Below are 15,861 nucleotides of genomic sequence, written 5' to 3' on the forward strand. Positions count from 1 at the left end.
TTATAATGAGATTTTTTGAAAATGTAGCTAAACAGATTTTTAATCAGGAAGGCATTCCAATATTGGAAGGGCATGTTGCATACTCTCCGGAAGAGGCGATGACTATTTCTTCTGAGATGGATGTTCCTGTTGTTATCAAAGCGCAAGTTTTAACCGGTGGTAGAGGTAAAGCCGGAGGTGTTAAATTTGCAGACAATCCTGGTGAAGCCTTAAAAGTTGCTGATGAAATTTTAGGAATGGAAATTAAAGGTGAAAAGGTAAAACATCTTTTAATTGAAGAAAAGGCCGAAATTCTCAACGAATTTTTTGTAACAGTATCTGTTGATAGGGGTGCTAGAAGACCTGTAATTTTGGCAAGTAAGGAAGGTGGGGTTGAAATTGAAAACCTTGCAAAAACCAACCCTGAAAAAATTATCAAATACTATCCAAACCCATTACTTGAATTTTTACCGTATGAAGCACGTGAAATTGCACGTAAAATGGGTGTTTCGTCTGAATTGATCTCTCCGATGGGAGACATGATCTGGAAATTGTACAATGTATTCACTAAATATGATGCCGATACTGCTGAGATAAATCCATTGGTTTTAACTCCTAACGGATTAGTTGCGGCTGATGCTAAAATGGTTGTCGAAAACGATTCTCTATTCAGACATCAGGATTTGGTTGACAGACTTCATTATAAGAAAAAAGCTGTTGACTTTGTACAACTGGATGGTGACATTGCTGTAATCGGTAACGGTGCAGGTTTGACTTTAACTGCAATGGACATGATCAAGCTTAACGGCGGAGAACCGGCAACATTCTTGGATATCGGTGGTGGAGCTTCAGAGCACATTATCAATCAGGCTTTAAACATTGTATTGAACTATGACCCTGTTAAGGTGGTATTTTTAAATGTTTTAGGAGGTATCACTAAAGCAGATGATGTTGCTCGTGGAGTAATCAAAGCTTTGGAACAAGCTGACCGTAAAGTGCATATTGTTATCAGATTGACCGGAACCAATGAGGAAGAAGGTCAAAGGCTTTTGGAAGAGGCTGGAATTCCATTTGAAACCTCAATGGAAAAGGCTGCTCTCAAGGCTGTTGAACTTTGTGAAGAGTTGAAAGCTGAAGGGAAGTAAATGAAGTTTTTTGCCATAAATGGGTCCCCAAGAAAAAATTGCAGCACTGCTCAGCTTCTTGATAAGTCCCTTGAGGGAGTAAGGTCTATCATTTCGGATGCTTCAACTGAAAGGATAGATTTATACGACTTTCCTTTTCACGGATGCATGAGCTGTTTTGCATGCAAACGAAAAAACGGGAAACATTACGGCAGATGCGCTCAAAAAGATGATTTAAAACCTATTCTGGAAAAGATTGTTGAAGCTGACGGTATTATATTGGGTTCTCCAATCTATTTCAGTGATGTTACTGGAAATATGAGGTGTTTTCTGGAAAGATTCATGTTTCCGTTCACAGCTTATAGTAAAACAGAAACTGTTGAACATAAGAAAATGCCGATGGCTTACATTTACACAATGAATGCTTCTGAAGAGTTTTCTCATCAGATAGGTTATCATGATTTGCATGGTCACTTTGAGATGGCTTTAAGCATGGTGTTCACTAAGCCTGAAAATCTCTATGTCTATGAAACATATCAGTTCAGGGATTATTCAAAGTATGTTTCAGACGCATTTGATGAAAAGGAGAGAAAACATATTAGAAAAACACGTTTTCCAAAAGATTTGGAGTCTGCATTTGAACTTGGCCGCAGTGTTGCTATTCGAGCAGGACAACTCGGCTGATTTCAGATTCATTAACCAACTCTTTACCGCATTCATCACCTATTTTTTTTGCAAATTCTTTTACTTCATTAAATAACGGCATATTGTCGAGTGTTAATCTGTCACGTGATGAGCCAACACACATGTATGCTTTAACTTCCACAAAATCGGGGTCCGCTTTTTTAATTAGTTTTGCATATTCTTCTGGTTTTTCCATATTCCTTCCCCTGACGCATGTGTTTCTTATGCATGTGCGTGAGTTGAAACTTGCCAATGTTTCAAGTGATTCATTTAAATTGTTCCAAGCATCATTTATTCTGGGTCTGCACACGGAATTAAATGTTTTCTCGTCAGGCGCATCCAAGGAAAGGTATAGTTGATAGGGATCGTTTTCCAGGTTTCTTAATCTGTCAACGCACTGGCCATTACTGACGACAAATGTAGTAAAGTCACGGCGGTTAAACTCACCAATCAGTTCATCGATTTTGGGATAAAGTGTGGGTTCGCCCGCTAATGAGATGGCGGCATTAGTCGGATTTTTCATTTCTTCCAATTTTTTCCTGTTTGCTTTGTCATTTCCATAAAATCCGCATAGTAAATTATTTTGCGCTTTAATAGCTCCGTCAATTATAGTTTTAGGGTCATCATATTCCTCATCTTCCCAGCTGGTTTGTGTATAAGTCAGGTCCCTCCAACAGAATTCGCATTCCTGCTGACAGTTTGGAACAGCAGGAGACATCTGAAGGCATCTGTGTGACTTGATTCCATAGAATTTCTCTTTATAACAGACTCCTTTATCTACAATACTTTGTCGTGTCCAATGGCATGTCTTTACTGCGGCGTGGCCATGGAATCCAACGAATCTATATCCGCTTTTTTCTAATTTTTCAATTTGGTTTTTATTGAATGACATAAAATCATTTCTATATTTACTTTTGGTAGTATATACATTTTTACAAGAAGATATTGTTCTAACAAATATTAAACAATATTCTAATATAAATAACAATAATTATTTAAACATTCAATTATCATAATTTATTTTATGAATTTATGGAATAAAAGTCAGGAGATATTATTTTTTAATAATTCCAGGTCTTTTGCTTCGATATCTCAATTATTTAACAAAACCGATGATGGAAGGCATGTTGCATATTGGCCAAAAGATTATAAAGGTAAAAAATCGACATTGCAGGCTAGAAATTCGTTAATAGGGAATTTCACTGAAAAATATGTAATGGATTTGTTCACTTCGATTATTGGTGAAGAGTTCCATGTTGTTCAGCAGGCCCAAATTCCTGCATTGGGCATTTCCTCATCATCTCCTGCAGACATTGTAGTTTCAGGGGTGGACAAAAAAATTCTAAAGCCCTCTGACGTAAAATTGATTTGTGAAGTTAAAATGTCTCTTGTTTGGAATTGGGAATATGATGTTGAAAATGATCATCTTGTTGAAATTGGCGATTATAGATATCATCAGGGAAAACCAAGTTTCACACGTTCAGATTCAATCTTGAAGGCCATAGGGAAATGTATTGATATTAGAGTTTCAAGCAGGCTTGCATCAAAAATACCTATCATTGTTTTGGGTAATGCTCCTTTGTCAAATGGATTTTGCAAAAAAGCAGATCATCTAAAAAAAGCAGGCATTATTCAGGGATTTTGGTCTTTAAATCCTTTTCCTCTTAATCATGGAAACACTAGAAAAACAACTCCTGAGGGGGGTTTTGTCAAATTTGATGATGTGGATGAATTAAATAGTTCCTTGAACAAATTATTTAATCGGGATTTAAACTTTTTTTCAGGCATGATTAATCCAACTGAATTGGGAAAAGTTATTGAAATCGCCAATTGCGAAAGGGATTATGAGAAAAAAGGATTAAAATTTTTAAGTTTGATGAAGGAGATTTAGATGGCTAGAAAAACAAAAACAACTTCTTTCGGTTCTATTGTGCGTGAAAGCCATGATTCAAGAAAATTTTACAGTTCAAAAGTTTTTTCACAATTCAAAATTCAAGAAAACATAGAATTTGAAGAAAATGAAATTCCTAAAAAGGACTTAAACAGGCTATATTGCAAATCCAGTGAAAATATGGATGAGATACCAGATAACAGTATTCATCTGATGATTACATCCCCTCCATACAATGTCGGAAAGGAATATGATGATGATTTGACATTGGAGGAATATTTAAGTTTATTGGCCTCTGTTTTTAGTCAATGTTACGATAAACTGGTTACTGGAGGCAGAGCCTGTATTAACATAACCAACATCGGAAGAAAACCCTATTTGCCACTGCATGCGATGGTGATTGAGATAATGTTGGATTTGGGCTTTCTGATGAGAGGTGAAATCATTTGGGACAAGTCAGCCAGTGCAGGAGGGTCTTGCGCATGGGGAAGTTGGATGTCAGCATCCAATCCTGTCCTTAGAGACTTCCATGAATACATTCTGGTCTTTTCAAAGGAATCCTATTCCAAAAACAAGATGCAGGATAAAAGAGATACCATTTCACGCGACGATTTCATTCAATGGACAAAGAGCGTTTGGACATTTCCGGCAGTGAATGCTAAAAAAATAGGCCATCCAGCCCCTTTTCCGATTGAACTGCCTCATAGGTTGATAAATCTGTATAGTTATGAGGGGGATATTGTTTTGGATCCGTTTTGCGGAAGCGGAACAACTTGTATTGCTGCACTTCAGAACAATAGGTCATATATTGGATATGATATTAAAAAAGAATACATTGACCTTGCCAATAATAGAATTAATAATCATAACTTTTTTTAATATAAATAATCATATATTATAATAATATAAGGCAGGCGATATTATGGATACACCAATTGTAATATTAAATTATAAAACATATTTGGAATCAAGTGGAACAAAGGCATTGGATTTGGCACATGACCTTGAAAGTGCTTCTAATGAATCTGGAATTACTATGGTTGCAGCCCCTCAAGCTGCCGATATTTACAGAATCAGCGAAGAAACTTCTCTTCCGATTTTTGCACAACATATTGATCCGATTTCTCCAGGCGGACACACTGGATCCAATTTGATTGATACTTTAATAGAATCTGGAATTAGTGGTTCATTAATTAATCATTCTGAAAATAGGATGAAGTTGGCGGATATTGATGAAGTCATAAAAATGTGCAATGCCAATGAAATAGAGTCTTGTGTTTGCACTAATAATATTGAAACTTCAAAGGCAATAGCTGCTCTTGCTCCAACTGCTGTGGCTGTTGAACCTCCAGAATTGATTGGTACAGGCATTCCAGTTTCCCAAGCACAGCCGGAAGTTGTTGAAGACAGTGTAAAAGAAGTTAAAGCTATCAACAAAGATGTTAAAGTTTTATGTGGTGCGGGAATAACTACTGGTGATGATATGAAGGCAGCAATGGATTTGGGTGCTGACGGGGTATTGCTTGCATCAGGAATCATTAAAGCTGAAAGTCCAAAGAACGCTTTGCTTGATTTGGTAAGTAAATTATAACAATATTATTGAGTGAGATAAATGGCTGAATTTAATACAATTGATGATTTTGACGTTGAAGATAAAACTGTGCTTGTTAGAATTGACATTAACTCTCCTGTGGATCCAAGTTCCGGAATCATTTTGGATGATACAAGATTGAAATTGCATGCTCAAACTGTTAAGGAATTGTCTAATAAAGGGGCTAAGGTTGTGCTTCTAGCTCACCAAAGCCGTCCGGGTAAAAAGGATTTCACAACTTTATCTCAGCATGCCGAAGCGTTATCCGATATTTTGAATTTGAAAGTAAAATATGTTGACTCATTATTTTCAGGTTCTGCTAAAGAAGCTATTAATGGTTTAAAACCTCATGAAATTCTTTTGCTTGAAAATGTTCGTTTCTTTTCAGAGGAAACTCTTTCAAGAACTCCTGAAGAGCAATCAAAGACTTTGCTCGTGAGACATTTATCTCCTCTGATTGACTATTTTGTCAATGATGCTTTTGCAGCAGCTCACAGGTCCCAAGCTTCATTAGTAGGATTCACTGTCAACACTCCTTCTGCGGCAGGCAGGGTAATGGAAAAGGAATTAACTGTAATTCAGGATGCTTTGGACAATGTGGTTCATCCTTGCGTATTCCTGCTTGGAGGGATGAAACCGGATGATTCTATTGATGTTATGGAAAATGTATTGAGCAACGGCACTGCAGATTCTATTTTGACAACAGGTATTGTTGGTAATATTGTATTGTGGGCTTCCGGTGCTGATATAGGTCAGGTCAACAGAGATTTCATTGTAAGTAAGGGTTATGAAGATATGGTTGAAAAATCCAAAGAATTGATTGAGAGATTTGGGGACAAGGTAAAATATCCTATTGATGTTGCCTGTGAAATTGATGGTGAAAGAGTAGACGTTGATTCTGGCGAAATTCCTAATGAAGCTATTTTTGATATTGGTGTAAAGACCATAGCATTTTATGCAAAGGAAATCAGGGATGCCCAAACAATCTTTGCAAATGGGCCTGCGGGAGTATTTGAAGATCCTAAATTCGCTATGGGCACTGAAGATTTGATTAATGCGATGGCAAAGTCTGAAGGATTCTCATTAATTGGTGGAGGACATATTGCGGCTGCTACTGCAGGACTTGGATTGGAAGATCAGATGAGTCATTTGAGCAGTGGTGGTGGTGCTTGCATTAGCATGCTGGCCGGTAAAGAGCTTGCTGCAGTGGAAGCTTTAAAAAACAGTAAAAAATAATTTTTTTTACTTTTATTCTTTTTTTTTAAGTGATATATGGAGAATTTAGCTAATTTCACTTTCAAGAATTGCCTTATCCTTGATTTAATAAAATAATGGAGAATAATTTTATTTTAATTTTATTTCTATTTTCATTTCATCAAATGAAATTCTAATTTTGCATATTTTGGCTATTTTTCGCATTGAAAGAGTTAATTATTGCTCTAAATTCTGATTGCAAAAGTATTTTAAAATAAAAATTAGCTATTAAAGATATTTAATAGCTCTTCTGATGATTTTTTAGGATTGTCGGAACTCATTATTGCGCTTACAACAGACAGTCCTGCTATTCCTGTGTCTGTCAGCTGATTTGCATTATCCAAATTGATTCCTCCAATAGCCACAACAGGAATATCAATGCTGTCAACAATTTGAATTAATTCCTCTTTTGTAACTGAAGGTGCATCATCCTTGGTGGCTGTTGGAAATACTGCTCCAGTTCCGATATAATCAGCACCATCGCTTTCAGCCTTTTTTGCTTCATTAATTGTGGCTGCCGAAACGCCCAATATCTTATTTTGACCGATTAATTTTCTTGTGACATCACAAGGCATGTCTGATTGCCCAACATGCACTCCATCTGCGTCAATGGCAAGTGCTATATCAACCCTGTCGTTAATAATCAGTGGCACATTGTATTTTGCTGTTATTTCTTTAACTTTCAAGGCCAAATTATAAAAATCAAGTGTATCTGCTGTTTTTTCTCTAATCTGAACTACAGTGACTCCACCTTTTATTGCCTCTTCAATTGTGTTTAGGAATTTCTCCACATTGTCGCTGTTGTCTGTGACAAGATAGAGGGATAGGTCTATGCTGTTCATAATATCATGATATTTGATTCGTTAACCAAACTTTCAGTGTTGGTTTTGTAAAGGTAATCTATTAAATAGGCTCTGAATGAACCGGTTCCTTCATCATTATCTTCCACTTTTGCTCTTGCCTTTTCACCGGCAATATCCATTGCTAAAATTGCAACTAATGCTCCTTCAAAAGGTGTTGATCCTCCGATGCAGCTGCCAACAATTGAAGATAGCATACAACCGCTTCCGGTAATCAATGGCATCATGTCATCTCCGTTATCGATTGCCACGGTTGTTTTCCCGTCACTTAATATGTCAATCGGACCGCTTGCAAGAATTGTTGTATCTAAGTTGTTTGCAAGTTCTTTTATGATTTCACCGTTAGCTTTTAAGTTTTCTTCGTTAATTATGTCATCAACATTTACGTCAACACCTTTTGCGATGTTATTTTCATCGATAACTCCAGTCAGTTTTGCTATTGCTTTTATTTCACTTATGTTTCCTCTTATCGCGGTTATTTTGTAATTGTTTAGGAGATTTAATGTTGTTTCGTTTCTAAGAGCTGTAACTCCGACTCCTACTGGGTCTAATATTATTGGTGTATTGGTTTTGTTTGCAACTTCGGCACTTATATTCATGGAATTGATTTGTTCTTTGCTTAATTTACCGATGTTTATTACTAAAGCGTCAGCTATTGTTACCACTTCTTCAAGTTCTTCTGCGTCTTCAGCCATGAATGGTGACCCTCCAATTGCTAGAACTGCGTTTGCACAATCGTTGATTGTAACTGAATTTGTTATGCAGTGTGTTAATGGATTTTTTTCTTTGATTTGTGTGTATGTTTCATCAATTCTTTCCAGTAATTCTTTTTTGCTATTTATCATGATTATTAATTATAAATTATCTCATATTTATATTTTTAATATATTTTGCTTAGTTTATAGTAAAGTATTTAAAGTACTTATAACATAAATTACATTGTTCTATAATATGGAGCTAAGCCTCGGTGGCTCAGTCTGGTAGAGCGCGAGACTTGTAATCTCGTGGTCGCGGGTTCAATTCCCGTCCGGGGCTTTTTAATTCATGTTTCTATTTTGATTTTTCAGTATTTTTTTCAAAATATAGTAACATTTATATAATAGAATGCATAAATTATTATTAGTATGCTATCTCATACATATTTATGTGTGGGTCCGTAGGGTAGCTTGGTCGATCCTTTGGGCTTTGGGAGCCTGAGACTCCGGTTCAAATCCGGGCGGACCCATTGTCCCGCCTTAGCTCAATTTGGCAGAGCGTTGGACTGTAGATCCAAATGTTGCTGGTTCAAGTCCGGCAGGCGGGATTCTAGAAATTATTTATTTATTGTCATAGGTTATTTTTTGGAAAATATTGTAATTTTCCGAAATGTTTATATATGATGACTAATATAGTAATTGATAGTGTATTATTACATGATATTATTTAAGTATTTCTTGCCCTGGTGGTGTAGGGGCTATCATGTGGGCCTGTCGAGCCCGCGACTCGGGTTCAAATCCCGGCCAGGGCGCTTCGAATACTAAATGATAACATATATCTCATAGGCCTGTAGCTCAGTCTGGCAGAGCGCTTGGCTTTTAACCAAGCGGCCGCGGGTTCAATTCCCGTCAGGCCTGTTTCTAATTTTATATTTTAACTTTTCTATTTGGAGGAAAATAATTTGAAAATTGATATTCAAGACCATAAACTTGTACCAACACACGAAATCATGACCGAAGAAGAAATTGCTGAGGAATTTGGTGATGTTGAGTATGATTTTAAAGACCTTCCTAAAATAAGATCTGATGACCCGGTTGTTAAAGCCATTGAAGCAAAAGCGGGCGATGTTTTGAGAATTACCCGTGAAAGTCAAACAGCTGGTGTATTTATCACTTATAGAATAGTAGAAGGTTAATTCAAATATAATTTTAGAGTAGTGAAATTTAATATAGTATAATTTCTGTGTTTTTTTGTTTTTTAGAAATTCATATAATAAATTTAACTTAGTTTGAGAGGAATTATCTTATAGGAGATAGTTATGAGTAAATTAAGAATAATGATTAAATGAATTAGTTTTATTATTTACTTTTATTTAGTTTATTATTTTTATATAGCGTTTACGTAAATGCTGGAGGAAGTCCATGACAGAGAATAATTGGAAATTAGTTGATGCATTTTTCGATAAATATGATTTAGTAGATCACCATATTAAATCATATAATGACTTTGTAAATAATAGGATTCAAAATATCATTGATATTACTGAACCTATTACATTAGATGATGGAAAATACACTTTAAAAACTGGTAAAGTACGTATTGAAAAACCATCTAATAAAGAAGCAGACGGATCAAGCAGTATCATTGATCCAACTGAAGCAAGACTTAGAAATTTAAATTATTCTGCAGATATGTACCTTGAAATGGCATTAAATGAAGAAGGGGAAGACAATCCTTTAGAGGAAGTATATATTGGTGAATTGCCAGTAATGCTTAAATCAGATATTTGCCACCTCAATGGCCTTACTGCTGAAGAATTAATTGAAAAACATGAGGATCCTCAAGATTTAGGAGGTTACTTTATTGTAAACGGTTCAGAAAGGGCTGTTGTCACAATGGAAGAAATCGCTCCAAACAAAATCATCCTTGAACGTTTGGATGAAGTAGAAGACAGACATGCAAAAGCTGTTGTTACTTCAATCAAAAGTGGTTTTAGAGCTAGAATTACATTGGAATACAAAAAACCACGTAAAAATGGAGTATTTTTAAGAATTTCCTTCCCATATCTTCCAGGAGAAATTCCATTAGTTATCCTTTTAAGAGCTCTTGGATTGGCTACTGATGAAGAAATCATTACAGCAATCTCTGATGACAATAACTTCCAGATGATGATTGCAGACGATATTCAAGTTTCACTTGAAGCTTTAAAACTGGACCAAAATGAAATGGACGGCATGTCCCTTGAAGAAAGAAGGGAATACATGCAGAATGCTGCTATTAGATACATAGGTAATAGGGTAGCTAAAAACATGCCTAGCGATTATCGTACAAAACGTGCAACCGATGTTATAAATCGTTATCTGTTGCCTCATATGGGTACTGAACAAGAAAGATGTTATGATAAAGCGATTTACTTGGCTGAAATGACTGAAATGTTATTGGAAGTTATTGAACAAAAAAGAGAACCTCACGATAAGGACCATTATACTAATAAAAGACTTAGAGTTTCTGGTGATTTAATGGAAGACTTGTTCAGAGTTGCTTTCACTAATTTAACCAGAGATATGAGTTATCAACTTGAAAGAAGCCTTTCTCGTGGTAAAGAACTTTCAATTAAGCAGGCTGTTCGTAGTGATGTTTTAACTGAAAATATTAAACACGCTATTGCTACCGGAAATTGGGTAGGTGGAAGAGCTGGTGTTAGTCAGTTATTGGACAGAACTAGTTACATGGGTACATTATCTCACTTAAGACGTGTTGTATCTCCGTTAACCAGAAGTCAACCTCACTTTGAAGCAAGAGATTTACATCCAACTCAATTTGGAAAGATATGTCCAAACGAAACTCCTGAGGGACCTAACTGTGGTTTGGTAAAGAATTTAGCTTTAATGTGTAATATTTCTGAAGGTTCTGATGAACAAGAAATTATAGATGTTATTGAAAATATGGATGTATTAATCGAATAAGCTATTAGGAGGGAATTTTTTGCAAAAGTGTAAAATTTACATAAATGGTGAACTTCTCGGGGCTTGTGAAAATCCGGTTGAGTTTACTCAAGAGATGAGAGAAAAAAGAAGAAACGGTGAAATCTCTCATGAGATGAACATTACTTATTATGAAGATAACAATGAAATTTATATATTTAATGATCCAGGAAGAGCAAGAAGACCATTAATTATTGTTAAAGAGGGTGTGCCTCTCCTCAAGGATGATCATTTAAATAAAATCGCTAATGGAAAATTAAAATGGGATGATTTGATAGACAACGGTCTCATAGAATACTTGGATGCTGAAGAGGAAGAAAACTCCTACATTGCAATGTCTTTAGCTGAGTTGAACGAAGAACACACTCACTTAGAAATTGACCCGGCTACAATGCTAGGAATTTGTGCCGGAATTATTCCATTCTCTGATCACAACTCCTCTCCAAGGAACACAATGGAAGCGGGAATGACAAAACAGGCTTTAGGTTTATATGTATCCAACTATGCATTACGTACTGATACCAGAGCACACTTATTACATCATCCGCAAACTCCTATCGTAAAAACACGTATTATTGATTCAACTAATTATGATTTAAGACCATCCGGTCAAAACTTTGTTGTGGCTTTAATGTCTTATGAAGGATACAACATGGAAGACGCAATGGTTATCAACAAAGGAGCTTTGGAACGAGGTTTAGCAAGATCTTCTTTCTTCAGAGCTTATGATACTTCAGAAAAAAGATATGCTGGTGGACAAGTCGATAAATTTGAAGTGCCTGATAAAAATATCAAAGGATACAGATCCGAGGAAGCTTACAGAAACCTGGATGACGATGGTGTAGTCAACCCAGAATCTGTGGTTAAATCCGGAGATGTATTGATAGGTAAAACTTCACCACCAAGATTCTTGGAAGAGGACTTCGGCACTGTTGCTGATAGAAGAAGAGAGACTTCCGTAACTGTAAGACATGGTGAAAAAGGTATTGTCGATGCAGTTCTTTTATCCGAGACTGTTGAAGGTTCAAGATTGGCAAAAATTAGAGTAAGGGATACAAGGCAACCTGAATTCGGAGATAAATTCGCATCAAGACACGGTCAGAAAGGGGTTGTCGGTTTGATTTTATCCCCTGAAGACATTCCATTCACAGAATTCGGTGTCGTACCTGATTTAATAGTTAACCCTCACGCTATTCCTTCAAGGATGTCTATTGGACAAGTGCTTGAGATGGTTGCCGGTAAAGCGGGCTGTCTTGAAGGCCAAAGGGTTGATGCAACTCCATTCAATCAAACTCTTGAAGACGAAATCAAACAGCAGCTTATCAACAACGGATTTGAATCTGCAGGATGTGAATCATTATACAGTGGAGTGACCGGTGAAAGATTGGATGCTGAAATATTTGTGGGAGTAGCTTACTATCAAAAATTACACCACATGACTACTGATAAAGTTTACGCTCGTTCCAGAGGTCCAGTGCAAGTACTTACACGTCAACCTACAGAAGGTAGGGCACGTGAAGGTGGTTTAAGATTTGGAGAAATGGAAAGAGATTGTCTTATTGCACATGGTGCAGCATTAACCTTAAAAGAAAGACTTTTAGATGAATCAGACAAATATGAAGCTATTGTCTGTGAAAACTGTGGTATGCTAGCAGTATTCGATAAAAATAAAAATAAGAAATACTGTCCTATCTGTGGAGATGTGGAAACATATCCGGTTGAAATTTCATATGCATTTAAATTATTATTAGACGAACTTAAGAGTTTATGTATTTTCCCTAAATTAGTTTTAGGAGACAAAGCATAATTAAATCGATATAAGGAGCCAACACATGAAAGGATTTATCAAAAAAATTGAGCAAATAAATTTTGGGCTAATGTCTCCTGATGACATTCGTGAAATGTCTGTTGTTACTGTTGAAACTCCAGATACCTATGAGGATGATGGTTTTCCTATTGAAAAAGGTTTAATGGATCCTCGTTTAGGTGTTATTGACCCAAGTTTAGTTTGTAGAACTTGCGGTTTCAGAGGTGGGGACTGTCAAGGTCACTTCGGAAGTATTGAACTTGCAAGACCTGTTATTCACATTGGTTTTGGTGATGTAATCCATAAAATTTTACGTTCAACATGTAATAGCTGCGGCCGTATTCTCTTGCCTCAGGATGTCATTGATGATTATAGCAATAAAATCTCTGAAGCGATGGAAAACAGGGAAAGCATATCCGACATTTTGAAAAAGTTACAGACTGAAACCAAAAAAGTCGAAATGACAGATGCCAAACAGGAAGAAATAGTTAAAAAGATCATGGATGAAGTATATCCTGAAGAAAATGATGATTATGATGCTGCAGATAGGGAAGATATATTATTAAACATCCTGGACCAGCTCTATGCAGAAGCATACATGGAAAGGTTCGAAACCGAGGAAAAACCTCAATTCAAATACATTGACCCTAAATTGCTTTGTCCTCATTGTAAGAAAAACCAATCTTTAGATGACATTGAAGCAAGCTACAGTATAATTGAAGCTAAAAATTCCGATGAACTTAAAAAGATTCATGATAAAGTAGTTGCAGATATAGAAGATGAATACGAGAAAAAGATTCAAAAGATAGATAACAAAATCGAGAAGCTTCAAAATGCAGCTGATGAAAACCCTGACGAAGAGCTTGATGAAGATGCAATTTCTGATTTGGAAAATGATAAAGCAAATATCATCGCTGAATTCGAGGAAAAATCCGAATCAAAAATTGAAAAAGAGATTAAAAAACGCACTAAAGATTTCGTGAAAGCTTACTTACAGGACTTAGTTCAGGAACCTATTCTTTTGGACAAGCCGGTTACCATTCGCCAAGGCGATTATAAATTGACCGCATCTGAAGTAAGGGAAAGACTTGAAAACATCTCTGATGAAGACTCATTTGTTTTAGGTGTAAACCCTGAAGTTGCAAGACCTGAATGGTTAGTGCTAACAGTATTGCCTGTTCCTCCTGTAACCGTAAGACCGTCAATTACATTGGATACCGGTGAAAGGTCAGAAGACGACTTGACCCACAAGCTTGTGGACATCCTACGTATCAATCAACGTTTACTTGAGAATATGGAAGCTGGAGCTCCACAACTAATTGTTGAGGACTTATGGGAATTATTACAATATCACGTTACAACTTACTTTGATAATGAAGCAAGTGGTGTTCCTCCTGCAAGACACAGGTCAGGCAGACCACTCAAAACCTTAACTCAAAGGTTAAAAGGAAAAGAAGGAAGATTCAGATCAAACCTTTCCGGTAAACGTGTAAACTTCTCAGCACGTACTGTAATTTCACCAGACCCAAACATCAGTATCAATGAGGTCGGTGTTCCTGAAATGATTGCAAAAGAAGTAACCGTGCCTGTTTATGTAAATGAATGGAACATTGAAGAGATGAAAAAATACATCCAGAACGGTCCTGACATACACCCTGGTGCCAACTACGTAATCAGAAACGACGGAAGAAAAATCAGAGTACGTACAGAAGAAACCAAAGAGTTAATACTTGAACAACTGGAACCTGGTTTCATTATTGAAAGACACCTGAAAGATGGAGATATGGTTTTATTCAACCGTCAGCCATCCCTTCACAGAATGAGTATGATGGCACACGAAGTAAGGGTACTTCCATACAAAACTTTCAGATTAAACTTATGCGTATGTCCGCCATACAATGCAGACTTTGACGGAGACGAAATGAACATGCACGTATTCCAGACTGACGAATCCCGTGCTGAGGCCAAGTCCCTGATGCGTGTACAGGAACACATTCTCTCTCCAAGGTTCGGTGGACCTATTATTGGTGCAATTCACGACCACATTTCTGGAGCTTACCTTTTAACCAGGGATGGTGTTGAATTCACAGAAGAAGAAGCTTTACAGATTATCCGTAAATCTCACTTGAAAATACCTGAATTCAAATCAAATCAGTGGATCTTAAAATATGACCCTGATTTCAGTGAAGATTCATTTATCTATAAGGATAAAGGTGAGAAATGGACAGGTAAAGAACTGTTCTCATTATTACTACCTAATGACTTGAACTTATCATACAGTGCCGAGATTTCAAAATGTCCTGTCGTATACCCTGCCGAAGATGCTACCGTTGTCATTAAAAACGGTATTTTGACTCAGGGGGTTATTGATGAATCCGCATACGGATCATTTTCAGGTAAAATCTTGGACAAAATTGTTAAGGAATATGGTCCTGGAAGAGCAAAAGAATTCTTAGACCGTTCCACTGACCTTGCAATCTGTGGAATTATGAAAACCGGAATTACCACATCATTGAATGATGAGGAAATTCCTACCGAAGCTCAAGACCGTATTAACGAGCACTTGGATAATAAAATGGCTGAAGTAGATAAACTTGTAGAGTCATATGAAGAAGGATATCTCCAAGCTTTGCCTGGTAGAAGCCTAGAAGAGACTTTAGAGATGAAAATCATGCAGGTTCTCGGGGAAGCTAGGGACATGTCCGGTCAAATTGCAGAAAACTACCTTACTATGGGTAAGCAATCCGACGATGATTCATATGAACATGTGATGGCTGTAGAAAACCACTCTGTAGTAATGGCACGTACTGGTGCAAGGGCATCCATGCTGAACCTTACTCAGATTACTGCTTGTGTAGGTCAACAGGCGGTTAGGGGTGGACGTATCGAAAGAGGATACTTGAACAGAACCTTGCCTCACTTCAAGAAAGGTGAGTTAGGGGCAAAAGCTAAAGGATTTGTACATTCAAGTTATAAATCCGGTCTTGACCC

At 36.7% G+C, this 15,861-nt stretch carries 13 protein-coding genes and 5 tRNA genes; 15 read left to right on the top strand and 3 right to left on the bottom strand.

All coding sequences use genetic code 11. The features are described from left to right. Positions 1 to 5: 5 nt before the first annotated feature. Entirely contained in the window at positions 6 to 1,124 is a 1,119-nt protein-coding gene (gene sucC / locus Q4Q55_RS03275) for an ADP-forming succinate--CoA ligase subunit beta (protein WP_303371393.1), read from the top strand. Then, complete coding sequence (locus tag Q4Q55_RS03280; RefSeq protein ID WP_303371394.1) at positions 1,125 to 1,787, top strand: flavodoxin family protein; 663 nt, start codon at positions 1,125 to 1,127, stop codon at positions 1,785 to 1,787. Here Q4Q55_RS03280 and twy1 read toward each other — a convergent pair. Then, on the bottom strand, positions 1,762 to 2,679 hold the full coding sequence (twy1, locus tag Q4Q55_RS03285) for a 4-demethylwyosine synthase TYW1 (RefSeq protein ID WP_303371395.1): 918 nt from the start codon (positions 2,677 to 2,679) through the stop codon (positions 1,762 to 1,764). The two genes, Q4Q55_RS03280 and twy1, sit on opposite strands and share 26 nt — an antisense overlap. Positions 2,680 to 2,811: 132 nt before the next feature. Between twy1 and Q4Q55_RS03290 the strand changes: the two genes are divergently transcribed. From Q4Q55_RS03290 to Q4Q55_RS03305, 4 genes are read left to right on the top strand one after another with little or no spacing between them, the layout of a single operon-like run. Further along, on the top strand, positions 2,812 to 3,678 hold the full coding sequence (locus tag Q4Q55_RS03290; protein ID WP_303371396.1) for a hypothetical protein: 867 nt from the start codon (positions 2,812 to 2,814) through the stop codon (positions 3,676 to 3,678). Beyond that, positions 3,679 to 4,557 carry a site-specific DNA-methyltransferase gene (locus Q4Q55_RS03295; protein WP_303371397.1) on the top strand — a complete coding sequence of 293 codons (879 nt, stop codon included), beginning with the start codon at positions 3,679 to 3,681 and terminating at the stop codon, positions 4,555 to 4,557. A 43-nt stretch (positions 4,558 to 4,600) separates the two neighbouring features. Further along, positions 4,601 to 5,269 carry a triose-phosphate isomerase gene (gene tpiA, locus Q4Q55_RS03300; protein WP_303371398.1) on the top strand — a complete coding sequence of 223 codons (669 nt, stop codon included), beginning with the start codon at positions 4,601 to 4,603 and terminating at the stop codon, positions 5,267 to 5,269. A 21-nt stretch (positions 5,270 to 5,290) separates the two neighbouring features. Then, the gene (locus Q4Q55_RS03305) at positions 5,291 to 6,505 is read left to right on the top strand and encodes a phosphoglycerate kinase (RefSeq protein WP_303371399.1); all 1,215 of its coding nucleotides are present in this window, start codon (positions 5,291 to 5,293) and stop codon (positions 6,503 to 6,505) included. 239 nt (positions 6,506 to 6,744) lie between these two features. On the opposite strand, the gene thiE is transcribed toward Q4Q55_RS03305, so the two are convergent. Beyond that, positions 6,745 to 7,365: a thiamine phosphate synthase gene (thiE, locus tag Q4Q55_RS03310; RefSeq protein ID WP_303371400.1), complete on the bottom strand. Its 621-nt coding sequence runs from the start codon at positions 7,363 to 7,365 to the stop codon at positions 6,745 to 6,747. Beyond that, positions 7,362 to 8,228: a hydroxyethylthiazole kinase gene (thiM, locus tag Q4Q55_RS03315; protein ID WP_303371401.1), complete on the bottom strand. Its 867-nt coding sequence runs from the start codon at positions 8,226 to 8,228 to the stop codon at positions 7,362 to 7,364. Before thiM ends, thiE begins: the two co-directional genes overlap by 4 nt. A 116-nt stretch (positions 8,229 to 8,344) precedes the next feature. Here thiM and Q4Q55_RS03320 point away from each other — a divergent pair. From Q4Q55_RS03320 to Q4Q55_RS03360, 9 genes are all read left to right on the top strand, one after another. Beyond that, positions 8,345 to 8,418: transfer RNA gene (locus Q4Q55_RS03320), tRNA-Thr, on the top strand. A gap of 115 nt (positions 8,419 to 8,533) precedes the next feature. Continuing rightward, a tRNA-Pro gene (locus tag Q4Q55_RS03325) sits at positions 8,534 to 8,608 on the top strand. A gap of 4 nt (positions 8,609 to 8,612) precedes the next feature. Next, positions 8,613 to 8,686: transfer RNA gene (locus tag Q4Q55_RS03330), tRNA-Tyr, on the top strand. Positions 8,687 to 8,818: 132 nt separating this feature from the next. Then, positions 8,819 to 8,890, top strand: a tRNA-Asp gene (locus Q4Q55_RS03335). 32 nt (positions 8,891 to 8,922) lie between these two features. Then, positions 8,923 to 8,996: transfer RNA gene (locus tag Q4Q55_RS03340), tRNA-Lys, on the top strand. 44 nt (positions 8,997 to 9,040) lie between these two features. After that, complete coding sequence (locus tag Q4Q55_RS03345) at positions 9,041 to 9,274, top strand: DNA-directed RNA polymerase subunit H (RefSeq protein ID WP_303371406.1); 234 nt, start codon at positions 9,041 to 9,043, stop codon at positions 9,272 to 9,274. Positions 9,275 to 9,500: 226 nt separating this feature from the next. Then, positions 9,501 to 11,045: a DNA-directed RNA polymerase subunit B'' gene (locus Q4Q55_RS03350; protein WP_303371402.1), complete on the top strand. Its 1,545-nt coding sequence runs from the start codon at positions 9,501 to 9,503 to the stop codon at positions 11,043 to 11,045. Positions 11,046 to 11,064: 19 nt separating this feature from the next. Then, positions 11,065 to 12,870 (top strand): DNA-directed RNA polymerase subunit B, encoded by a 1,806-nt coding sequence (gene rpoB / locus Q4Q55_RS03355; protein WP_303371403.1) that lies wholly within the window; start codon positions 11,065 to 11,067, stop codon positions 12,868 to 12,870. A gap of 25 nt (positions 12,871 to 12,895) precedes the next feature. Then, a partial coding sequence (locus Q4Q55_RS03360; protein ID WP_303371404.1) for a DNA-directed RNA polymerase subunit A' occupies positions 12,896 to 15,861 on the top strand: 2,966 nt, incomplete at its 3' end.

Source organism: Methanobrevibacter sp., from assembly GCF_030539555.1.
In the GTDB taxonomy this organism is placed as follows: domain Archaea; phylum Methanobacteriota; class Methanobacteria; order Methanobacteriales; family Methanobacteriaceae; genus Methanocatella.